Source organism: Amycolatopsis acidicola (genome assembly GCF_007713735.2).
GTDB classification, from domain to species: domain Bacteria; phylum Actinomycetota; class Actinomycetes; order Mycobacteriales; family Pseudonocardiaceae; genus Amycolatopsis_E; species Amycolatopsis_E acidicola.
In genome coordinates this window covers 52465-72596 of record NZ_VMNW02000011.1, presented here as the reverse complement: position 1 = coordinate 72596, position 20132 = coordinate 52465, and the positions used below count along the sequence as shown (strand labels likewise).

General features: G+C 66.9%; 27 protein-coding genes. 23 read left to right on the top strand and 4 right to left on the bottom strand.

The features are described from left to right. Positions 1-16 precede the first annotated feature (16 nt). Together FPZ12_RS10445 and FPZ12_RS45525 are read left to right on the top strand one after the other, a co-directional pair. Positions 17-3928: a DNA-directed RNA polymerase subunit beta' gene (locus FPZ12_RS10445; protein ID WP_144747618.1), complete on the top strand. Its 3912-nt coding sequence runs from the start codon at positions 17-19 to the stop codon at positions 3926-3928. Between the two features lie 117 nt (positions 3929-4045). After that, positions 4046-4198: a hypothetical protein gene (locus FPZ12_RS45525; protein WP_166462677.1), complete on the top strand. Its 153-nt coding sequence runs from the start codon at positions 4046-4048 to the stop codon at positions 4196-4198. A gap of 50 nt (positions 4199-4248) precedes the next feature. Here the strand turns inward: FPZ12_RS45525 and FPZ12_RS10440 are convergent, their stop codons facing one another. Genes FPZ12_RS10440 through FPZ12_RS10425 form a run of 4 tightly spaced genes read right to left on the bottom strand, consistent with a single transcriptional unit; the run spans position 4249 to position 7008 of the window. Beyond that, positions 4249-4833 (bottom strand): hypothetical protein, encoded by a 585-nt coding sequence (locus FPZ12_RS10440; RefSeq protein ID WP_144747619.1) that lies wholly within the window; start codon positions 4831-4833, stop codon positions 4249-4251. A 22-nt stretch (positions 4834-4855) separates the two neighbouring features. Then, positions 4856-6082, bottom strand: coding sequence for a WXG100 family type VII secretion target (locus FPZ12_RS10435; protein ID WP_243769777.1), 1227 nt, complete (start codon positions 6080-6082; stop codon positions 4856-4858). Between the two features lie 3 nt (positions 6083-6085). Then, positions 6086-6454, bottom strand: coding sequence for a WXG100 family type VII secretion target (locus FPZ12_RS10430; protein WP_144747620.1), 369 nt, complete (start codon positions 6452-6454; stop codon positions 6086-6088). Then, positions 6454-7008 carry a YbaB/EbfC family nucleoid-associated protein gene (locus FPZ12_RS10425; RefSeq protein ID WP_144747622.1) on the bottom strand — a complete coding sequence of 185 codons (555 nt, stop codon included), beginning with the start codon at positions 7006-7008 and terminating at the stop codon, positions 6454-6456. Before FPZ12_RS10425 ends, FPZ12_RS10430 begins: the two co-directional genes overlap by 1 nt. Positions 7009-7526: 518 nt before the next feature. Between FPZ12_RS10425 and rpsL the strand changes: the two genes are divergently transcribed. The 21 genes from rpsL to rplF all read left to right on the top strand — a co-directional run bounded on the left by rpsL (position 7527) and on the right by rplF (position 20132). Beyond that, on the top strand, positions 7527-7901 hold the full coding sequence (gene rpsL / locus FPZ12_RS10420) for a 30S ribosomal protein S12 (RefSeq protein ID WP_003102113.1): 375 nt from the start codon (positions 7527-7529) through the stop codon (positions 7899-7901). Further along, a complete protein-coding gene (gene rpsG, locus FPZ12_RS10415) occupies positions 7901-8371 on the top strand; it encodes a 30S ribosomal protein S7 (RefSeq protein ID WP_144643238.1) in 471 nt (156 codons plus the stop codon). The genes rpsL and rpsG overlap by 1 nt, the downstream gene beginning before the upstream one ends. A 64-nt stretch (positions 8372-8435) precedes the next feature. After that, a complete protein-coding gene (fusA, locus tag FPZ12_RS10410) occupies positions 8436-10535 on the top strand; it encodes an elongation factor G (protein ID WP_144747623.1) in 2100 nt (699 codons plus the stop codon). Positions 10536-10660: 125 nt separating this feature from the next. Continuing rightward, positions 10661-11854 (top strand): elongation factor Tu, encoded by a 1194-nt coding sequence (gene tuf, locus FPZ12_RS10405; protein ID WP_144747624.1) that lies wholly within the window; start codon positions 10661-10663, stop codon positions 11852-11854. Positions 11855-12170: 316 nt separating this feature from the next. Then, positions 12171-12476, top strand: a complete 306-nt coding sequence (gene rpsJ, locus FPZ12_RS10400; RefSeq protein ID WP_003883485.1) for a 30S ribosomal protein S10 — start codon at positions 12171-12173, stop codon at positions 12474-12476. A 31-nt stretch (positions 12477-12507) separates the two neighbouring features. Beyond that, positions 12508-13164, top strand: coding sequence for a 50S ribosomal protein L3 (gene rplC, locus FPZ12_RS10395; RefSeq protein WP_144747625.1), 657 nt, complete (start codon positions 12508-12510; stop codon positions 13162-13164). Then, positions 13161-13844, top strand: coding sequence for a 50S ribosomal protein L4 (rplD, locus tag FPZ12_RS10390; RefSeq protein WP_144747626.1), 684 nt, complete (start codon positions 13161-13163; stop codon positions 13842-13844). Before rplC ends, rplD begins: the two co-directional genes overlap by 4 nt. After that, positions 13841-14152 carry a 50S ribosomal protein L23 gene (rplW, locus tag FPZ12_RS10385; protein WP_144747627.1) on the top strand — a complete coding sequence of 104 codons (312 nt, stop codon included), beginning with the start codon at positions 13841-13843 and terminating at the stop codon, positions 14150-14152. Before rplD ends, rplW begins: the two co-directional genes overlap by 4 nt. Positions 14153-14167: 15 nt before the next feature. Continuing rightward, positions 14168-15001 carry a 50S ribosomal protein L2 gene (rplB, locus tag FPZ12_RS10380; RefSeq protein ID WP_144747628.1) on the top strand — a complete coding sequence of 278 codons (834 nt, stop codon included), beginning with the start codon at positions 14168-14170 and terminating at the stop codon, positions 14999-15001. Positions 15002-15019: 18 nt separating this feature from the next. Then, positions 15020-15301: a 30S ribosomal protein S19 gene (gene rpsS, locus FPZ12_RS10375; RefSeq protein ID WP_144747629.1), complete on the top strand. Its 282-nt coding sequence runs from the start codon at positions 15020-15022 to the stop codon at positions 15299-15301. Positions 15302-15329: 28 nt separating this feature from the next. Continuing rightward, on the top strand, positions 15330-15734 hold the full coding sequence (rplV, locus tag FPZ12_RS10370; RefSeq protein ID WP_144747631.1) for a 50S ribosomal protein L22: 405 nt from the start codon (positions 15330-15332) through the stop codon (positions 15732-15734). Then, positions 15734-16597 carry a 30S ribosomal protein S3 gene (rpsC, locus tag FPZ12_RS10365; RefSeq protein WP_144747633.1) on the top strand — a complete coding sequence of 288 codons (864 nt, stop codon included), beginning with the start codon at positions 15734-15736 and terminating at the stop codon, positions 16595-16597. The genes rplV and rpsC overlap by 1 nt, the downstream gene beginning before the upstream one ends. Before the next feature lie 3 nt (positions 16598-16600). Next, complete coding sequence (gene rplP, locus FPZ12_RS10360; RefSeq protein WP_144747635.1) at positions 16601-17020, top strand: 50S ribosomal protein L16; 420 nt, start codon at positions 16601-16603, stop codon at positions 17018-17020. Then, on the top strand, positions 17020-17268 hold the full coding sequence (gene rpmC / locus FPZ12_RS10355; protein WP_144747637.1) for a 50S ribosomal protein L29: 249 nt from the start codon (positions 17020-17022) through the stop codon (positions 17266-17268). The genes rplP and rpmC overlap by 1 nt, the downstream gene beginning before the upstream one ends. Next, on the top strand, positions 17268-17573 hold the full coding sequence (gene rpsQ, locus FPZ12_RS10350; protein ID WP_144747639.1) for a 30S ribosomal protein S17: 306 nt from the start codon (positions 17268-17270) through the stop codon (positions 17571-17573). The genes rpmC and rpsQ overlap by 1 nt, the downstream gene beginning before the upstream one ends. A 90-nt stretch (positions 17574-17663) precedes the next feature. Then, positions 17664-18032: a 50S ribosomal protein L14 gene (gene rplN, locus FPZ12_RS10345; RefSeq protein ID WP_004558867.1), complete on the top strand. Its 369-nt coding sequence runs from the start codon at positions 17664-17666 to the stop codon at positions 18030-18032. A gap of 2 nt (positions 18033-18034) precedes the next feature. Further along, the gene (gene rplX, locus FPZ12_RS10340; RefSeq protein WP_144747641.1) at positions 18035-18349 is read left to right on the top strand and encodes a 50S ribosomal protein L24; all 315 of its coding nucleotides are present in this window, start codon (positions 18035-18037) and stop codon (positions 18347-18349) included. Continuing rightward, positions 18349-18912 (top strand): 50S ribosomal protein L5, encoded by a 564-nt coding sequence (gene rplE / locus FPZ12_RS10335; RefSeq protein WP_144747642.1) that lies wholly within the window; start codon positions 18349-18351, stop codon positions 18910-18912. The genes rplX and rplE overlap by 1 nt, the downstream gene beginning before the upstream one ends. After that, on the top strand, positions 18912-19097 hold the full coding sequence (locus FPZ12_RS10330) for a type Z 30S ribosomal protein S14 (RefSeq protein ID WP_091505019.1): 186 nt from the start codon (positions 18912-18914) through the stop codon (positions 19095-19097). The genes rplE and FPZ12_RS10330 overlap by 1 nt, the downstream gene beginning before the upstream one ends. 79 nt (positions 19098-19176) lie before the next feature. Further along, the gene (gene rpsH / locus FPZ12_RS10325; protein ID WP_144747644.1) at positions 19177-19575 is read left to right on the top strand and encodes a 30S ribosomal protein S8; all 399 of its coding nucleotides are present in this window, start codon (positions 19177-19179) and stop codon (positions 19573-19575) included. Positions 19576-19592: 17 nt separating this feature from the next. Further along, complete coding sequence (rplF, locus tag FPZ12_RS10320; RefSeq protein ID WP_144747646.1) at positions 19593-20132, top strand: 50S ribosomal protein L6; 540 nt, start codon at positions 19593-19595, stop codon at positions 20130-20132.

The window sequence follows — 20132 nt, the reverse complement described above, 5'->3', positions numbered from 1 at the left end:
AAGGGGATGCAACCGCGTGTTGGACGTCAATTACTTCGATGAGCTCCGGATCGGCCTCGCGACCGCCGACGACATCCGTCAGTGGTCCTTCGGCGAGGTGAAGAAGCCGGAGACCATCAACTACCGCACGCTCAAGCCCGAGAAGGACGGCCTCTTCTGCGAGAAGATCTTCGGCCCCACCCGGGACTGGGAGTGCTACTGCGGTAAGTACAAGCGGGTTCGCTTCAAGGGCATCATCTGCGAGCGCTGTGGTGTCGAGGTGACCCGTGCCAAGGTGCGGCGTGAGCGGATGGGCCACATCGAGCTGGCCGCTCCGGTCACCCACATCTGGTACTTCAAGGGTGTGCCCTCGCGGCTGGGTTACCTGCTGGACCTGGCCCCGAAGGACCTCGAGAAGATCATCTACTTCGCGGCCTACGTGATCACGGGCGTGAACTCCGAGCTGCGGCACAACGACCTGCCGACGCTCGAGAACGAGATCGGCGTCGAGCGCAAGAACATCGAGCTCAAGCGCGACTCCGACATCGAGGCCCGCGCGCAGAAGCTCGAGGCCGACCTGGCCCAGCTGGAGGCCGAGGGCGCCAAGTCCGACGCCCGCCGCAAGGTCAAGGAGGGCGGCGAGCGCGAGATGCGCCAGCTCCGCGACCGGGCCCAGCGTGAGCTGGACCGGCTCGAGGAGATCTGGACCACCTTCACCAAGCTCGACTCCCGGCAGCTGATCGCGGACGAGCAGCTCTACCGCGAGCTGTTCGACCGCTACGGCGAGTACTTCACCGGCGGCATGGGCGCGGAGGCCATCCAGAAGCTGGCCACCGAGTTCGACGTGGCCGCCGAGGCGGAGAACCTGCGCGACACCATCCGCAACGGCAAGGGGCAGAAGAAGCTCCGCGCGCTGAAGCGGCTCAAGGTCGTGGCGGCCTTCCAGGCCACCGGCAACGACCCGCGCGGCATGGTGCTCGACGCCGTCCCGGTCATCCCGCCGGACCTGCGCCCGATGGTGCAGCTCGACGGTGGCCGGTTCGCCACCTCCGACCTGAACGACCTGTACCGCCGGGTCATCAACCGGAACAACCGCCTCAAGCGGCTGATCGACCTCGGCGCGCCCGAGATCATCGTCAACAACGAGAAGCGGATGCTGCAGGAGGCCGTCGACGCGCTGTTCGACAACGGCCGCCGCGGGCGTCCGGTCACCGGCCCGGGCAACCGGCCGCTGAAGTCGCTGTCCGACCTGCTCAAGGGCAAGCAGGGCCGGTTCCGCCAGAACCTGCTCGGCAAGCGCGTCGACTACTCGGGCCGTTCGGTCATCATCGTCGGCCCGCAGCTGAAGCTGCACCAGTGCGGTCTGCCCAAGGACATGGCGCTCGAGCTGTTCAAGCCGTTCGTCATGAAGCGGCTGGTCGACCTGAACCACGCGCAGAACATCAAGTCCGCCAAGCGGATGGTGGAGCGCGCGCGGCCCGCGGTGTGGGACGTGCTGGAAGAGGTCATCACCGGGCACCCGGTGCTGCTCAACCGTGCGCCGACCCTGCACCGCCTCGGCATCCAGGCCTTCGAGCCGCAGCTGGTGGAAGGCAAGGCCATCCAGCTGCACCCGCTGGTCTGCGAGGCGTTCAACGCGGACTTCGACGGTGACCAGATGGCGGTGCACCTGCCGCTGTCGGCCGAGGCACAGGCCGAGGCCCGGATCCTGATGCTCTCGGCGAACAACATCCTGTCGCCGGCGTCGGGCCGTCCGCTCGCCATGCCGCGACTGGACATGGTCACGGGGCTGTTCCACCTGACCCGTCTCGACGAGACCGCGACCGGCGCCGGGCAGGCCTACTCCTCGCCGGCCGAGGCCATCATGGCCTTCGACCGCAAGGCGCTGAGCCTGCACGCCCCGATCAAGATCCGGATCAACGACCGGCAGCCGAGCAAGGCCGACGAGGCCCGCCTCACCGAAGCCGGCTGGGAGCCGGGTCAGACGTGGCTGGCCGAGACCAGCCTCGGCCGGGTGCTGTTCAACGAGCTGCTGCCGCCGGACTACCCGTTCGTGAACGAGCCGATGCCGAAGAAGCGGCAGGCCGCGATCGTGAACGACCTGGCCGAGCGGTACTCGATGACGCAGGTCGCGCAGACCCTGGACCGGCTCAAGGACGCCGGCTTCTACTGGGCCACCCGCTCCGGCGTGACGGTGTCGATCACCGACGTGGTCGTGCCGCCGGAGAAGAAGGAGATCCTGGACCAGTACGAGGCCAAGGCCGACCAGGTCGAGAAGCGCTACCAGCGTGGTCAGCTCTCGCACGCCGAGCGCAACAACGAGCTGGTCAAGGTCTGGAGCCAGGCGACGGACGACGTCGCCAAGGTCATGGAGGACCACTTCCCTGAGACCAACCCGATCTCCGTGATCGTGAAGTCCGGGGCGGCGGGCAACATGACCCAGGTCCGTTCGCTCGCCGGGATGCGTGGGCTGGTGTCGAACCCGAAGGGTGAGTACATCCCGCGCCCGATCAAGGCGAACTTCCGCGAGGGCCTGTCGGTGGCCGAGTACTTCATCGCCACCCACGGTGCCCGGAAGGGTCTGGCCGACACCGCGCTGCGTACCGCCGACTCGGGTTACCTGACCCGTCGTCTGGTGGACGTGTCGCAGGACGTCATCGTCCGCGAGGTCGACTGTGGCACCAGCCGTGGCATCAACATGGTCATCGGTGAGGACCTCGGCGACGGCCGGATCGTGCGCACGCAGCACGTCGAGACCGCCGCGTACGCCCGCACCCTGGCCACCGACGCCACGGACGCGCAGGGCAACGTGGTGCTCAACGCCACGGATGACCTCGGTGACCCGGCGATCGAGAAGCTGATCACCAGCGGGATCCTCAAGGTCAAGGTCCGCAGCGTGCTCACCTGTGAGTCCGCGGTCGGTGTGTGTGCCACTTGCTACGGCCGCTCGATGGCCACCGGCAAGCTGGTGGACGTCGGCGAGGCCGTGGGTATCGTCGCCGCCCAGTCGATCGGTGAGCCCGGTACCCAGCTGACGATGCGTACCTTCCACCAGGGTGGTGTCGCCGGTGACGACATCACCACGGGTCTGCCGCGTGTCACGGAGCTGTTCGAGGCCCGTGTCCCGAAGGGCAAGGCGCCGATCGCCGACGTCGATGGCCGCGTGCGCATCGAGGAGAGCGAGCGGTTCTGGAAGATCACGCTGATCCCGGACGACGGTGGCGAGGAGATCGTCTTCGACAAGCTGTCGAAGCGTCAGCGCCTGGCCAACACCCCGACCGGCCCGCTGGCCGACGGCGACCACGTGTCCGTCGGGCAGCTGCTGCTCGAAGGCACGCCGGACCCGCACGAGGTGCTGCGTGTGATGGGGCCGCGCGAGGCGCAGATGCACCTGGTGGACGAGGTCCAGAAGGTGTACCGGGCGCAGGGTGTGTCGATCCACGACAAGCACATCGAGGTGATCGTCCGGCAGATGCTGCGCCGGGTCACGATCATCGACTCCGGTTCGACCGACTTCCTGCCTGGTGAGCTCCCCGAGCGCACCAAGTTCGAAGCGACGAACCGGGCCTCGGTGGCCGAGGGCGGCGAGCCCGCCTCCGGTCGCCCGGTGCTGATGGGGATCACGAAGGCCTCGCTGACCACGGACTCGTGGCTGTCGGCGGCGTCGTTCCAGGAGACCACGCGTGTCCTGACCGACGCGGCGATCAACGGCCGCAGCGACAAGCTCGTCGGCCTCAAGGAGAACGTGATCATCGGTAAGCTGATCCCGGCCGGCACCGGCATCAACCGGTACCGCAACATCCAGGTGCAGCCGACCGAGGAGGCCAGGGTGGCGGCGTACGCCATCCCGTCCTACGACGACGGCTACTACACCCCGGACGTGTTCGGCACGGGTACCGGCGCCGCCGTTCCGCTCGACGACTACGACTTCGGTCGCGACTTCCGCTGATCTGTTCGTAGTGCCGCAAGGCCCCGGGATGCCTCCCGCATCCCGGGGCCTTCGCTTTTGGGCGGTAGCGTGTCGCGCGGGAGGTTCACGCGTACGCGAGAAAACGAGGAGGGCGTTGTGAACACCGAGGAAGAGAACGAACGCCAGGAGGAGAGTCCGAAGTCCGGCAGGCACGCCGCGCCGGAAGGGGCGCCGCGGCACCCCGCGATCGACCTTTCCCGTGACCCCAACCCGGGTAAACCGGACCACGCGAAGGCCGACGAGGACTAGGCACGCTCCACGAACGGGGCCCGGGCTTTCCCGGGCCCCGTTTCGCGCCGTCAGCCCGCCGTCAGCTCGTCCAGTACGCGCAGCAGCCGCTTGCGGTTCAGATTGCCGCGCCAGCTCACTGAGCGCAGGCCCGAGCCTTCGTTGTGCACGTCGTCTTTCGTCTCGGGCTTGCGGTTGCGGGCCCAGTCCGCGAAATCCTGGTACAGCGCCATCGGGTCCCCGTTGACGGCGACACCGCGGTTCCGGTCGTGAAAACCGTCGAAGGGCCGGTCGGACAGCGCCGTACTCACCACCGAGTAGGTCTTGACGTTGGCCGAGTACTGGTCATGGAGCGCGTCATAGGAAACACCCTTGCGCACGGAGATCTGCACCCCGTGCACCGGCCGTCCCCGGTAGCGACCGAGGAATTCGACGTCGGTTTCCGGGAGCGGAACCTCCCAGCCCTGCCCACCGTCGCCGGGCAGATCGCGGGGAGCGCCTCGCTGCCGTTTCCTCAGCCGCCAGCCGTGTTCTCGTGCCAGTCGCGGTAGCTGGACCCGCCGGAACACGACCGGAGAAGACAAGGACCAGACCAGCCAGACCACGAACGCGAGCACCGCGATCGAGACGAGCACGCTACCGGCGTTGATGCTCATCGCGCCGATTCTCCTTGCCTGGTCAGAAGTTCAGCTCGTCGCTGGTTTCTTCGGGCGTCTCGTCTTCGCCGGTTTGGCCGTAGCCCGCGGCCTTTTCGCCATCGGAGCCGTATTTCGCGGCCTTTCCCGCGGCATCGACGCCCAATTGCGTACGGCCCTTCGCCGTCCCTGGGATTTCGATCTCGCCTTTGCCGTTCACCAGACCGCCGAGGCCGACTGTGCCGAGGCCCGCCTTCTTCGTTTCCTTACCGAAGCTCTTGCCCGCGCCCAGGTATGCCCGCTCGCCGACCATGCCACCCTCAGCGCTCTGCAGCTTTGTTCCCACGCTCGCGCTTCGGCCTGCTTCCTTGGCGCTCTGCGCCTCCAGCTTCGCGAGGCCGCTCTGCATCGCCTTGGTGTCCATGACCTCCTTGAAGTTGCCCTTCCACTTCCCGAAGAAGTCCTTGAGCTTCACCAAGAAGTTCTTGATGGTGTCGAGCAGCTCCTTGAGTTTCTGGACGTACTTGCTGACCTTCGATCCCGTCTGCACGGTGCGCACGCCGGTCGCGGTGCCCGCGGCGGCCGTCGAACCGCCACACGTCGGCACCGCGGCGGCCAGCGCCGGGATCCAGATCATGATCAGCCAGGTGATCAGCTCGGTGAGGATGGCCTTGATGAACTCCTCGATCACCGTCATGACCATGCTGGAGATCTGCAGCAGCTGCGCGATGTCCCCGGACTGCCCGGCGATGCCGTTGATGCCCTGGGAGAACCGCGCCAGCTTCGCCGCGGCGGCGTCGGCCGCGTCGCCGTCCCAGTTGGCGAGCGAAGCCTGCGCCTCCTGAATGAATTTTTGGCTGTACTGCTGCAATCCCGTCGCGATCGAGCCGAAGTTCTCGGCCGCCTTCGACAGCGCGGGGCCGTCGCCGCTGACGAAGTGGATCGCGTCCTGCAGCGGCTGCACCACCGACATCAGGAAGTTCAGCCCCTGCCCGACGAGCCAGCCGATCGGATCCGTCGCGATGCTCGACACGCTCATGCAGGAGCTGACGAAACCCGCCGCGCTGCCGGCGATTCCGGCGACCTCGCCGCCGGTGACCTTGCCGTCGCCCGCCGCGTCTTTGATGCTCTTGAACGTGCTGTAGCCGCTGCTGACGGGGCCGGGCAGCGCCCCGATGAGCGAGTCGGCGTCGGTCTTGATGAACCCGGGGTCGTCCTGCTTCTTGATCTTGATGCCGGTCTGCTGCCCGGTGACCTCGTCCTCGCTCATGGGTCAGTTCCCCTCGGGCGCGGGGCCCATCGTCGGCGTACGGTTCGGGGCCGGTGCCTGCAGCACGTTGAGGATTTCACCGAGCAGCTGCTTGCTGTCGTCCTCGTGCTGCTCGTAGGCGTTCGCGGCCGAGCCGAACTTCTGGCTCGCGGCCTGCAGCCCGGCGCCCATCTCCGTCAGCAGGTCCTTGAGGTCGCCGAGCATGTCCGTGTACTTCTCCTTCACGAACAGGCCGACGACACCCCAGGACTTGTCCCCGACATCGGACTGGTCGACCAGCCCGGAGACCTCCTTGGGCACGGCGACGTCCCCGTCGAGCTTCCCGGAGTACTCGCGCAGCGCCGCCACGACCACGGCGTGTCCCGTACCCATCAGCGGTCCTCCTCGTCGTAGAGATTGAGGAAACGGCTTCCCGAGCTGTCGTTCCCACCGGTGGGAGGTGCGGGACGGCGTTGTGGTTCCTCCCGGTGCAGGAACGTCTGCTCGGACATGTCCTCGTCGCGCACCGGCGGCCGGCTCTCCTCCTCGAGGGAGGCGCGCAGCTGTTCGGGGGAGGTGCCGAACAGCTCGGCCTGCGTCTCCAGGACCTGGTCCAGCAGGTTCATCCCGGTGCCGAGGTGGGCCTCCACCGTCTTCGCCTGTTTGCGCGCGACCTCCGCGACCGCCTGCTGGAGGGTGGACATCACCGAGGCCGACAGCGCCTGCGTCGACTGGCGCAGCGCGTTGTCGGCGAAGCGGATGTCCTGGATCGCGCCGCCGGGCCCGGCCACGACGGTGACCGCGCCGTCCGGCGATTTCGCCGTCGCCGTGAGCCCGGTGATCTCCTGCTGCATCTGGCCAACGTCGGTGAGCTGCTCGTCGACCCGGTGGAGCTTCGACTGGAACTGCTCGAACTGCGCGACAAGCTGGTCGAACTCGGCCGACACGACGCCTCCCGTTGCTTGGCTGCCAGGGCGAGTTCATGATGGCCGACCGGTTCGCGATCCGGGGCAAGTCCGGACAAATCACCTGATTGTGATCACCCGTACGGGTTGGGAATGAACTCCCGGCGCCATCCGTTGCACAGGCCGACGGGGGAACCGCCCGGGGCATGAGAATGCTCCGTTCCGGCCGGAGATTCCGCTAAGCTGGAAAGCCGAGCCACCCGTCCCTGCCCATGTGCGGGCTTTAGCCGACCCCGCTGTCGGAGGGCCCGAAACGGGCGGGTATCTTTGACGACTGTGCCCGGCACGCGCTGGGCCGCTCTGCGTGCCATTCGGCTCGCCGGGTGTTCGAAGACCTAGGTGTCGAGGGCATCCCGGTAGCCGCGGCGGCGAAGCGGAGCTCCGCGGAAATCCGAGGGAACGTTACCGGCCGTGAGGCCCAGACGCGGGCCGACACGCCCGACCTCGGGGGCCGGGGAACCCGAACACGAACAAGCAGTACGCGACAGAAAGCTGGTCCATTGCCCACGATCCAGCAGCTGGTCCGCAAGGGCCGCCAGGACAAGGCTGCCAAGCAGAAGACCGCGGCGCTCAAGGGGAGCCCGCAGCGGCGCGGCGTGTGCACCCGCGTGTACACCACCACGCCCAAGAAGCCGAACTCGGCGCTGCGCAAGGTCGCGCGTGTGAAGCTGACCAGCGGCATCGAGGTCACCGCCTACATCCCGGGCGAGGGCCACAACCTGCAGGAGCACTCGATGGTGCTCGTGCGCGGTGGTCGTGTGAAGGACCTCCCCGGCGTCCGCTACAAGATCATTCGCGGTTCCCTCGACACCCAGGGTGTCAAGAACCGCAAGCAGGCGCGTAGCCGGTACGGCGCGAAGAAGGAGAAGAGCTAATGCCTCGCAAGGGTCCCGCGCCGAAGCGGCCGCTGATCTCGGACCCCGTCTACGCCTCGCCGCTGGTCACCCAGCTGGTGAACAAGGTGCTGAAGGACGGCAAGCGGTCCCTCGCCGAGCGCATCGTCTACGGCGCGCTCGAGGGTGCCAGGGAGAAGACCGGCACCGACCCGGTCGTCACGCTCAAGCGTGCGCTCGACAACGTGAAGCCCGCCATCGAGGTGAAGAGCCGCCGCGTCGGTGGCGCCACCTACCAGGTGCCGATCGAGGTCAAGCCCGGCCGCTCGACCACCCTCGCGCTGCGCTGGCTGGTCTCCTTCTCGCAGGCTCGCCGCGAGAAGACCATGATCGAGCGTCTGCAGAACGAGCTGCTCGACGCGAGCAACGGCCTCGGGGCAAGCGTGAAGCGCCGCGAGGACACGCACAAGATGGCCGAATCGAACAAGGCTTTCGCCCACTACCGTTGGTGATCGCCGCCCGGCTGCCGGATGAAGCCAGGCCGGGCCCCACGCTTCCAGACAGGGGAACATTGCAGTGGCACGCGACGTGCTGACAGACCTCAACAAGGTCCGCAACATCGGCATCATGGCCCACATCGACGCCGGTAAGACCACGACGACCGAGCGGATCCTGTTCTACACCGGGATCAACTACAAGATCGGCGAGGTGCACGACGGCGCCGCGACGATGGACTGGATGGAGGAGGAGCAGAAGCGGGGTATCACCATCACCTCGGCTGCCACCACCACCTTCTGGGGCGACTACCAGATCAACCTGATCGACACGCCGGGTCACGTCGACTTCACCGTCGAGGTGGAGCGCAACCTGCGCGTGCTCGACGGTGCCGTCGCGGTGTTCGACGGCAAGGAAGGTGTCGAACCGCAGTCCGAGCAGGTCTGGCGCCAGGCCGACAAGTACGAAGTCCCGCGCATCTGCTTCGTCAACAAGATGGACAAGCTGGGTGCGGACTTCTACTTCACCCTGAAGACCATCACCGACCGCCTCGGCGTGAAGCCGGTGGCGATCCAGCTGCCGATCGGCGCCGAGAACGAGTTCGAAGGCGTCGTCGACCTGGTCCGCATGAAGGCGCTCGTCTGGCGCGGTGAGGTCAAGAAGGGCGAGGACTACGCCGTCGAGGACATCCCGGCCGACATGGCCGAGCTGGCCGCGGAGTACCGCGAGAAGCTCATCGAGGCCGTCGCCGAGACCGACGACTCGCTGATGGAGAAGTTCCTCGAGGGCGAGGAGCTGACCGAGGACGAGATCAAGTCCGGGATCCGGAAGCTCGTCGTCACCCGCGAGGCGTTCCCCGTGCTGGCCGGTTCCGCGTTCAAGAACAAGGGCGTGCAGCCCATGCTTGACGCGGTCATCGACTACCTGCCGTCGCCGCTGGACGTGCCCGCCGTCGAGGGCTTCCTGCCCGACGGCGAGACCCCGGCTTCGCGCAAGGCGTCCACCGAAGAGCCGTTCTCCGCGCTGGCGTTCAAGATCGCCGCGCACCCGTTCTTCGGCAAGCTGACCTACATCCGGGTCTACTCGGGCAAGGTCGCGGGCGGTGCACAGGTCGTGAACTCGACCAAGGACCGCAAGGAGCGCATCGGGAAGATCTTCCAGATGCACTCCAACAAGGAGAACCCGGTCGACGACGCCCAGGCTGGCCACATCTACGCGGTCATCGGGCTGAAGGACACCACGACCGGTGACACCCTGTGCGACCCGCAGAAGCCCATCGTCCTGGAGTCGATGACCTTCCCGGAGCCCGTCATCCGGGTGGCCATCGAGCCGAAGACGAAGGCGGACCAGGAGAAGCTGTCCACCGCGATCCAGAAGCTGGCCGAGGAGGACCCCACCTTCCAGGTCCAGCTGGACGAGGAGACCGGGCAGACGATCATCGCCGGCATGGGTGAGCTGCACCTCGAGGTGCTGGTGAACCGGATGAAGTCCGACTACAAGGTCGAGGCGAACATCGGCAAGCCCCAGGTCGCCTACCGGGAGACCATCCGCAAGACGGTCGACAAGCTCGACTACGTGCACAAGAAGCAGACCGGTGGCTCCGGTCAGTTCGCCAAGGTGATCATCAAGCTGGAGCCGCTGGCCACCACTGACGGTGCGCTCTACGAGTTCGACAACAAGGTCACCGGTGGCCGCATCCCCCGGGAGTACATCCCCTCGGTGGACGCGGGCGCGCAGGACGCCATGCAGTACGGCGTGCTGGCCGGCTACCCGCTCGTCGGGTTGAAGATGACCCTGTTGGACGGTGCCTACCACGAGGTCGACTCTTCGGAGATGGCGTTCAAGATCGCCGGTTCGATGGCGCTCAAGGAAGCCGCGAAGAAGGCCAGCCCGGCACTGCTGGAGCCGATGATGGCGGTCGAGGTGACCACGCCCGAGGACTACATGGGTGACGTCATCGGTGACCTCAACTCCCGCCGTGGCCAGATCCAGGCCATGGAGGAGCGGGCGGGCACCCGCGTCGTCAAGGCGCTGGTTCCGCTGTCGGAGATGTTCGGGTACGTGGGCGACCTGCGGTCTCGCACCCAGGGTCGTGCGAACTACTCCATGCAGTTCGACTCCTACGCCGAGGTTCCCTCGAACGTCGCGAAGGAGATCATCGCGAAGGCGACGGGGGAGTAATCCCGTAGCACCCAACGCGGGCGCGAAAGGGGCCTCCCCTAAGGTCCGCACAACTGACCAGATCGAGTCGCTGTCCGACTGCCACGTCGGCCGGTGAGCAAGCAACAGTCCAGGAGGACATTCCAGTGGCGAAGGCGAAGTTCGAGCGGAGCAAGCCGCACGTCAACATCGGAACCATCGGTCACGTCGACCACGGGAAGACCACTCTGACCGCGGCGATCACCAAGGTTCTGCACGACAAGTGGCCGGAGCTGAACGAATCCCGGGCGTTCGACCAGATCGACAACGCGCCGGAAGAGAAGCAGCGCGGTATCACGATCAACATCTCGCACGTCGAGTACCAGACCGAGAAGCGTCACTACGCGCACGTCGACGCCCCCGGTCACGCGGACTACATCAAGAACATGATCACCGGTGCCGCCCAGATGGACGGCGCGATCCTGGTGGTCGCCGCGACCGACGGCCCGATGCCGCAGACCCGTGAGCACGTGCTGCTCGCCCGTCAGGTCGGTGTGCCCTACATCGTCGTGGCGCTGAACAAGGCCGACATGGTCGACGACGAGGAGATCCTGGAGCTCGTCGAGCTCGAGGTCCGCGAGCTGCTGTCCTCGCAGGAGTTCCCCGGCGACGACGCCCCGGTGGTCAAGGTCTCGGGCCTCAAGGCTCTCGAGGGCGACGCCAAGTGGGCCGAGTCCGTGCTCGAGCTCATGCAGGCCGTCGACGACAACGTGCCGGACCCGGTGCGTGACCTCGACCGTCCGTTCCTGATGCCGATCGAGGACGTCTTCACCATCACCGGCCGCGGCACCGTCGTGACCGGTCGTGTGGAGCGCGGCCAGATCAACGTCAACGAAGAGGTCGAGATCGTGGGTATCCGCGAGAAGTCGACCAAGACCACCGTCACCGGTGTCGAGATGTTCCGCAAGCTGCTGGACTCCGGCCAGGCCGGTGACAACGTCGGTCTGCTCCTGCGCGGTATCAAGCGTGAGGACGTGGAGCGCGGCCAGGTTGTCGTGAAGCCGGGGACCACCACCCCGCACACCGACTTCGAGGGCTCGGTCTACATCCTTGCCAAGGACGAAGGCGGCCGCCACACGCCGTTCTTCAACAACTACCGCCCGCAGTTCTACTTCCGCACCACGGACGTGACCGGCGTCGTGACCCTCCCCGAGGGCACCGAGATGGTCATGCCGGGCGACAACACCGAGATCTCGGTGGCGCTGATCCAGCCGGTCGCCATGGACGAGGGTCTGCGGTTCGCCATCCGCGAGGGTGGCCGGACCGTCGGCGCGGGCCAGGTAACCAAGATCGTCAAGTGATTTCCACCCAGCCCCGGGGCCTATACCACCCCGGGGCTGGGTTGTGAAAGCACGTATGCGACACTAATTGGGTTGCTCGTTGCGGGGCGGCCGATTCTGATTGCAGATTCGGCCGCCTCGGCACGAGTGGCCTGGGTGCCGGCCCTTCTTTCTCAGATGAGCGGGGCTCCGGCAGTAACAGGACCAACCGGCACGACAATGATCCCCTGCGGATCAGTCTGCGTTTCGCGGCCGACACGCCCGACCGCGTGGACCGGTTAGCAAGACGCTGACGTGCCGAAATAGCGGCACAAGACGGTAAGGACGAGCTGCAACCATGGCGGGACAGAAGATCCGCATCAGGCTCAAGGCCTACGACCACGAGGCGATCGACGCCAGCGCGCGCAAGATCGTGGAGACGGTGACGCGCACCGGAGCCTCGGTCGTCGGACCTGTGCCGCTGCCCACCGAGAAGAACGTTTACTGCGTCATCCGCTCGCCGCACAAGTACAAGGACTCGCGCGAGCACTTCGAGATGCGCACACACAAGCGTCTGATCGACATCCTCGACCCGACGCCGAAGACGGTCGACGCGCTGATGCGCATCGATCTGCCGGCGAGCGTCGACGTCAACATCCAGTAAGCGTTGGGCGAGCGGCGGAGATAAGAGACTCATGTCTGACAGGGAAGTGAAGGGCATCCTGGGCACCAAGCTCGGCATGACCCAGGTCTTCGGCGAGGACAACCGGATCATTCCGGTGACCGTCGTGCAGGCCGGGCCGAATGTCGTCACCCAGGTGCGCACCAAGGACAACGACGGCTACGAGGCCGTCCAGCTGGCGTTCGGCGCCATCGACCCGCGCAAGGTCAACAAGCCGCGCACCGGGCACTTCGACAAGGCCGGCGTCACCCCGCGCCGCCACGTCGTGGAGCTGCGGACCACCGACGCCGGTGGCTACGAGGTCGGCCAGGAGATCACCGCCGAGGTGTTCCCCGCCGGCTCGCGCGTCGACGTCACCGGGCAGAGCAAGGGCAAGGGCTACGCCGGTGTCATGAAGCGGCACGGGTTCAAGGGCCAGGGCGCCAGCCACGGTAACCAGGCCAAGCACCGCGCCCCCGGCTCGATCGGTGGCTGCGCCACCCCGGGCCGCGTCTTCAAGGGCCTGCGGATGGCAGGCCGGATGGGCAACGTCAGGGTCACCACGCAGGGCCTGACCGTGCACGACGTCCGCGCCGAAGACGGCCTGCTGCTGATCAAGGGTGCCGTCCCCGGCCCCACCGGCGGCCTCGTGTTCGTCAAGACCGCCTCGAAGGGTGGTGCGACCGCATGACCAGCGTCGAGCTGAAGACCCCGGCCGGTAGCGCCGAGGGCACCGTCGAGCTCCCCGCGGAGATCTTCGACGTGCAGGCCAACGTGCCGCTGATGCACCAGGTGGTCGTCGCCCAGCAGGCCGCGGCCCGCCAGGGCACGCACGACACCAAGACCCGCGGTGAGGTCTCCGGTGGCGGTAAGAAGCCGTACCGGCAGAAGGGCACCGGCCGCGCCCGCCAGGGTTCGACCCGTGCGCCGCAGTTCGCCGGTGGTGGCACCGTGCACGGCCCCACGCCGCGCGACTACACCCAGCGCGTCCCGAAGAAGATGAAGGCCGCCGCGCTGCGCGGTGCCCTCTCCGACCGGGCGCGTGCGGGCCAGGTGCACGTCGTGACCGAGCTGGTCACCGACGACAAGCCGTCGACGAAGGCCGCCATCAAGACGCTGGCCGCGGTCACCGAGGCCACTCGCGTGCTGCTGGTGCTGCACCGCGGTGACGAGCTGGCCTGGCTGTCGGCGCGCAACCTGCCGAACGTGCACCTGCTCTGGTTCGACCAGCTCAACACGTACGACGTGCTGGTCAACGACGACGTCGTGTTCACGAAGGCGGCGTACGACGCGTTCGTCGAGGGCCCGGCGAAGGGGAAGGCCGTCAAGGCTTCCGCGACGTCGAGCGAGCTGGAAGGGAGTGACCAGTGAGCAGCGTTGCCGTTCCCAACCCGCGTGACATCTTGCTCGCGCCGGTGATCTCCGAGAAGTCCTACGGGCTGCTCGAGGACCACAAGTACACGTTCGTCGTCCGGCCGGACGCCAACAAGACGCAGATCAAGATCGCCGTCGAGCAGGTCTTCGGCGTCAAGGTCGTCAGCGTCAACACGCTGAACCGGCAGGGCAAGCGCAAGCGGACCCGCACGGGCTTTGGCAAGCGCAAGGACACCAAGCGCGCCATCGTGACGCTGTCCGCCGAGAGCAAGCCGATCGAGATCTTCGGCGGACCCGCCGCGTAAGGGACTGAACAGACAATGGGTATTCGCAAGTACAAGCCGACGACGCCGGGCCGTCGTGGCTCGAGCGTTTCGGACTTCGCCGAGATCACCCGGTCGACGCCGGAGAAGTCGCTGCTGCGCCCGCTGAGCAAGAGCGGCGGCCGCAACTCGTCCGGCAAGATCACCACCCGGCACAAGGGTGGCGGCCACAAGCGGGCCTACCGGGTCATCGACTTCCGGCGCAACGACAAGGACGGCATCCCGGCCAAGGTCGCGCACATCGAGTACGACCCGAACCGCTCGGCCCGGATCGCGCTGCTGCACTACGCCGACGGCGAGAAGCGCTACATCATCGCGCCGGCGCGGCTCCAGCAGGGCGACACGGTGGAGAGCGGCCCGCGTGCCGACATCAAGCCGGGTAACAACTTGCCGCTGCGCAACATCCCGGTCGGCACCGTGGTGCACGCGATCGAGCTCCGCCCCGGTGGCGGCGCGAAGATCGCCCGCTCCGCCGGTGCCCGGGTGCAGCTCGTCGCGAAGGACGGCCCGTACGCCCAGCTGCGGATGCCCTCGGGTGAAATCCGCAACGTGGACGTGCGCAACCGCGCCACCGTCGGCGAGGTCGGGAACTCCGAGCACTCGAACATCAACTGGGGCAAGGCGGGCCGCAACCGCTGGCGCGGCAAGCGCCCCACCGTCCGTGGTGTCGTGATGAACCCGGTCGACCACCCGCACGGTGGTGGTGAGGGCAAGACGTCCGGTGGTCGCCACCCCGTCAACCCGAACGGCAAGCCGGAGGGCCGCACCCGCCGTCGCAAGCCGTCCGACCAACTGATCGTCCGCCGCCGGCGTACCGGCAAGAAGCGCTGAGCAGGGAGGTAGAAGAACATGCCGCGCAGTCTGAAAAAAGGCCCGTTCGTGGATGACCACCTGCTCAAGAAGGTGGACGCGCTGAACGAGTCGGGCAAGAAGACGGTGATCAAGACGTGGTCCCGCCGGTCCACGATCACCCCCGACATGCTCGGGCACACGATCGCCGTGCACGACGGCCGCAAGCACGTCCCGGTGTTCGTCACCGAGGCGATGGTGGGTCACAAGCTGGGCGAGTTCGCCCCGACGCGGACCTTCAAGGGCCACATCAAGGACGACCGCAAGTCGCGCCGTCGCTGACGGGCGCACCGAGAAGAGGAACTAACGAATGAGTGCCCAGACAGACGCTAAGGCCGAGGAGCTTCCCACGGCCTACGCGCGGGCTCGCTTCGTCCGGGACTCGCCGATGAAGGTGCGCCGGGTGATCGAGCTGATCAAGGGTCGTAACGCCCAGGAGGCGCTGGCGATCCTGCGGTTCGCGCCGCAGGCCGCCAGCCAGCCGGTCGCGAAGGTGCTCGCCAGCGCCATCGCGAACGCGGAGAACAACCTGGACCTCGACCCCGACTCGCTGTGGGTGAAGAACGCCTACGCCGACGAAGGCCCGACGCTGAAGCGCATCCGGCCGCGCGCCCAGGGGCGTGCGTACCGCATCCGCAAGCGGACGAGCCACATCACGGTCGAGGTGGAATCGCGGCCGGAGAAGAAGAGCGGCAAGAAGAAGGGTGGCCGGTAGTGGGCCAGAAGATCAACCCGCACGGCTTCCGGCTCGGGATCACCACGGACTGGAAGTCCCGCTGGTACGCCGACAAGCAGTACGCGGAGTACGTGGCCGAGGACGTCAAGATCCGCAAGCTGCTCTCCACCGGCATGGAACGCGCCGGTATCTCCAAGGTCGAGATCGAGCGCACCCGTGACCGGGTCCGCGTCGACATCCACACCGCCCGGCCGGGCATCGTCATCGGCCGCCGCGGCGCGGAGGCCGACCGGATCCGCGGCGCGCTGGAGAAGCTGACCAAGAAGCAGGTGCAGCTGAACATCCTCGAGGTGAAGAACCCCGAGGCCGACGCCCAGCTCGTCGCGCAGGGTGTCGCGGAGCAGCTGTCCAACCGCGTGGCGTTCCGTCGCGCGATGCGCAAGGCGATCCAGACCTCGATGCGCTCGCCGCAGGTCAAGGGCATCCGCGTGCAGTGCGGTGGCCGCCTCGGTGGCGCCGAGATGTCGCGGTCGGAGCACTACCGCGACGGCCGGGTCCCGCTGCACACGCTGCGCGCCGACATCGACTACGGCTTCTTCGAGGCCCGCACCACGTTCGGCCGGATCGGCGTGAAGGTGTGGATCTACAAGGGCGACATCGTCGGTGGCCTGAAGGCGAAGAACGAGCGTGACGCCGCCGCGGCCGCCGAGCGCGCGCCGCGTCGCGACCGCCCGTCCCGCCCGCGCCGCTCCGGCTCTTCGGGCACCACGCCGACCTCGACCGAGGCCGGCCGGGCCGCGGCCCAGGAGCGCAGCGGTGGCGCCAAGACTGACAGCGACGTCGCGACCAGCGAGGCTCCCGCGCAGGGCTCGCCGGCCGCGGCCGAGAAGACGGAGGGCTGAGGCGTGCTCGTCCCACGCAAGGTCAAGCACCGCAAGCAGCACCACCCGAAGCGCACCGGCATGGCCAAGGGCGGCACCAAGGTGACCTTCGGTGAGTACGGCATTCAGGCGCTTGAACACGCTTACGTGACCAACCGGCAGATCGAGTCCGCTCGTATCGCCATGACCCGGCACATCAAGCGTGGCGGCAAGATCTGGATCAACATCTTCCCGGATCGCCCACTGACCAAGAAGCCCGCCGAAACCCGCATGGGTTCCGGTAAGGGTTCGCCGGAGTGGTGGATCGCCAACGTCAAGCCGGGCCGCGTGATGTTCGAGATGAGCTTCCCGAACGAGCAGACCGCCCGCGAGGCGCTGCGTCGCGCGATCCACAAGCTGCCCATGAAGTGCCGAATCGTGACCCGCGAAGGTGGTGAGTTCTGATGGCGAAAGCCGGAGTCGCTCCGTCGGAGCTGCGTGAGCTCACCAACGAGGAGCTCGTGCTGCGGCTGAAGGAAGCCAAGGAGGAGCTGTTCAACCTCCGCTTCCAGATGGCCACCGGACAGCTGGACAACAACCGTCGGCTGCGCACCGTGCGCTCCGACATCGCGCGGATCTACACGATCATGCGCGAGCGGGAGCTGGGCCTGTCCGTTTCCCCTGACGGCGAAGATGAAGAAGGTGCTGCCTGATGAGTGAGCAGACCGAAGAGCTCGCGAAGCAGCCGGCGCAGAAGGCCGACTCGGGCCGGGCTTACCGCAAGGTCCGTGAGGGCTACGTGGTTTCGGACAAGATGAACAAGACGATCGTGGTCGAGCTGGAGGACCGCAAGAAGCACCGCCGCTACGGCAAGGTGCTCCGCTCCACCAGCAAGGTGAAGGCCCACGACGAGGAGAACTCCGCAGGCAAGGGTGACCGCGTGGTTCTCATGGAGACCCGCCCGACCTCGGCCACCAAGCGGTGGCGGCTCGTGCGGATCGTGGAGAAGGCCAAGTAAGTAGGGGGTTCGTCCCCTATCCGTTCCGCCAGGCTCGCACTGTGACACTTCGAAAACAGGCGAGAACCGGCGAGACATACAGGAGTTGACGTGATCCAGCAGGAGTCGCGGCTGCGAGTCGCCGACAACACGGGTGCCAAGGAGATTCTCTGCATCCGCGTGCTCGGCGGATCGGGGCGGCGCTACGCGGGAATCGGCGACATCATCGTCGCCACCGTTAAGGACGCCATCCCGGCTGCCGGGGTGAAGAAGGGCGACGTGGTCAAGGCCGTCATCGTCCGCACGGTGAAGGAGCGGCGTCGCCCGGACGGCTCCTACATCCGGTTCGACGAGAACGCCGCGGTGCTCATCAAGAACGACAACGAGCCGCGTGGGACCCGCATCTTCGGGCCGGTCGGCCGTGAACTGCGCGACCGGAAGTTCATGAAGATCATCTCGCTGGCTCCGGAGGTGCTCTGAACATGAAGGTCAAAAAGGGTGACACCGTGGTCGTCATCTCGGGCAAGGACAAGGGCGCCAAGGGCAAGGTCATCCAGGCCTACCCGGAGCGCCAGCGGGTGCTCGTCGAGGGCGTGAACCGGATCAAGAAGCACACCCGGATCACCCAGACGCAGCGCGGCGCGCAGTCCGGCGGCATCGTGACGCAGGAGGCGCCCATCCACGTGTCGAACGTGATGGTCGTGGACTCCGACGGCAAGCCCGCCCGCGTCGGCTACCGCATCGGCGAGGACGGCAAGAAGGTTCGCATCTCGCGCCGGACCGGTAAGGACATCTGATGACGACCGCAGAGAAAATCGTGCCGCGGTTGAAGACCCGGTACCGCGAAGAGATCAAGGGTCAGCTCCAGGAGGAGTTCACCTACGCCAACGTGCACCAGATCCCCGGTGTCGTGAAGGTCGTCGTCAACATGGGTGTCGGCGACGCGGCGCGGGACAGCAAGCTGATCGAGGGCGCGGTGCGCGACCTGTCGACCATCACCGGGCAGAAGCCCGAGGTGCGGCGGGCCCGTAAGTCGATCGCTCAGTTCAAGTTGCGTGAAGGCCAGCCGATCGGTGCGCGGGTGACCCTGCGCGGCGACCGGATGTGGGAGTTCCTTGACCGGCTGCTGACCATCGCGCTGCCGCGTATCCGCGACTTCCGCGGGCTCTCGCCGAAGCAGTTCGACGGGAACGGCAACTACACGTTCGGTCTCAACGAGCAGTCGATGTTCCACGAGATCAACCCGGACTCCATCGACCGCCCGCGCGGCATGGACGTCACGGTCGTCACCACCGCTACCACCGATGACGAGGGTCGCGCGCTGCTTCGCAAGCTCGGCTTCCCGTTCAAGGAGAACTGATGGCCAAGAAGGCTCTGATCGCCAAGGCCGCCCGTAAGCCGAAGTTCAAGGTGCGCGCCTACACCCGTTGCAACCGCTGCGGCCGGCCGCACTCGGTGTTCCGCAAGTTCGGGCTTTGCCGTGTGTGCCTTCGCGAGATGGCGCACGCTGGCGAGCTGCCGGGCGTGTCCAAGTCCAGCTGGTAATCCGAACTTCCAGGCTCCCACTTCGCCACAGGCCCGCGTCGGTTCGCGGGAACCAGGCGAGAAAGGTTGACAGGTCACCATGACGATGACCGACCCGATCGCAGACTTCCTCACGCGTCTGCGCAACGCCAACTCGGCGTACCACGACGAGGTCGTGCTGCCCCACTCGAAGCTCAAGGCGAACATCGCGGACATCCTCAAGCGCGAGGGTTACATCGCGAGCTTCCGCTCCGAGCCGGGTGAGAAGCACAAGAACCTCGTCGTCGAACTGAAGTACGGCCGCAACCGCGAGCGCAGCATCGCCGGTCTGCGCCGGGTGTCCAAGCCCGGCCTGCGGGTGTACGCGAAGTCCACCGAGCTCCCCAGCGTCCTGGGCGGCCTGGGCATCGCGATCATCTCGACGTCCGGCGGTCTGCAGACCGACCGGCAGGCCAAGCGCAACGGAGTGGGCGGGGAAGTCCTCGCCTACGTCTGGTAACGGAAGGGAGTCCAGGCATGTCACGTATCGGAAAGCTGCCGATCGCCGTCCCTTCCGGGGTCGAGGTGAAGATCGACGGCCAGGAGATTTCGGTCAAGGGGCCCAAAGGCACCCTGTCCCACACGATCGCCGAGCCGATCACCGTCGAGCGCGACGAGACCGGCACGCTGCAGGTCAAGCGCCCGGACGACGAGCGCGAGAGCAAGGCGCTGCACGGGCTCACCCGTACCCTGGTGAACAACCTGGTCGTCGGCGTGACCGACGGGTACGAGAAGAAGCTCGAGATCCACGGCGTCGGCTACCGCGTGCAGGCCAAGGGCAGCAACCTCGAGTTCGCCCTCGGCTACAGCCACCCGGTGCTGATCGAGGCCCCGGAGGGCATCACCTTCAAGGTGGAGTCGCCCACCCGGTTCTCGGTGTCCGGTATCGACAAGCAGAAGGTCGGCCAGACGGCAGCGGTGATCCGCAAGCTGCGCCGCCCCGACCCCTACAAGGGCAAGGGACTGCGCTACGAGGGTGAGCGCATCCGTCGCAAGGTCGGAAAGACGGGTAAGTGA

Bases quoted from the DNA above. Each gene is read 5' to 3' on its own strand.
- rpsH (WP_144747644.1), top strand. From the start codon at position 19,177: ATGACGATGACCGACCCGATCGCAGACTTCCTCACGCGTCTGCGCAAC.
- rpsS (WP_144747629.1), top strand. From the start codon at position 15,020: ATGCCGCGCAGTCTGAAAAAAGGCCCGTTCGTGGATGACCACCTGCTC.
- FPZ12_RS10430 (WP_144747620.1), bottom strand. From the start codon at position 6,454: ATGGGTACGGGACACGCCGTGGTCGTGGCGGCGCTGCGCGAGTACTCC.
- rpmC (WP_144747637.1), top strand. From the start codon at position 17,020: ATGGCGAAAGCCGGAGTCGCTCCGTCGGAGCTGCGTGAGCTCACCAAC.
- rplE (WP_144747642.1), top strand. From the start codon at position 18,349: ATGACGACCGCAGAGAAAATCGTGCCGCGGTTGAAGACCCGGTACCGC.
- rplX (WP_144747641.1), top strand. From the start codon at position 18,035: ATGAAGGTCAAAAAGGGTGACACCGTGGTCGTCATCTCGGGCAAGGAC.
- rplV (WP_144747631.1), top strand. From the start codon at position 15,330: ATGAGTGCCCAGACAGACGCTAAGGCCGAGGAGCTTCCCACGGCCTAC.
- rplC (WP_144747625.1), top strand. From the start codon at position 12,508: ATGTCTGACAGGGAAGTGAAGGGCATCCTGGGCACCAAGCTCGGCATG.
- rpsG (WP_144643238.1), top strand. From the start codon at position 7,901: ATGCCTCGCAAGGGTCCCGCGCCGAAGCGGCCGCTGATCTCGGACCCC.
- FPZ12_RS10330 (WP_091505019.1), top strand. From the start codon at position 18,912: ATGGCCAAGAAGGCTCTGATCGCCAAGGCCGCCCGTAAGCCGAAGTTC.
- rpsQ (WP_144747639.1), top strand. From the start codon at position 17,268: ATGAGTGAGCAGACCGAAGAGCTCGCGAAGCAGCCGGCGCAGAAGGCC.
- rplD (WP_144747626.1), top strand. From the start codon at position 13,161: ATGACCAGCGTCGAGCTGAAGACCCCGGCCGGTAGCGCCGAGGGCACC.
- FPZ12_RS10440 (WP_144747619.1), bottom strand. From the start codon at position 4,833: ATGAGCATCAACGCCGGTAGCGTGCTCGTCTCGATCGCGGTGCTCGCG.
- rpsJ (WP_003883485.1), top strand. From the start codon at position 12,171: ATGGCGGGACAGAAGATCCGCATCAGGCTCAAGGCCTACGACCACGAG.
- FPZ12_RS10435 (WP_243769777.1), bottom strand. From the start codon at position 6,082: ATGAGCGAGGACGAGGTCACCGGGCAGCAGACCGGCATCAAGATCAAG.
- rplB (WP_144747628.1), top strand. From the start codon at position 14,168: ATGGGTATTCGCAAGTACAAGCCGACGACGCCGGGCCGTCGTGGCTCG.
- rplF (WP_144747646.1), top strand. From the start codon at position 19,593: ATGTCACGTATCGGAAAGCTGCCGATCGCCGTCCCTTCCGGGGTCGAG.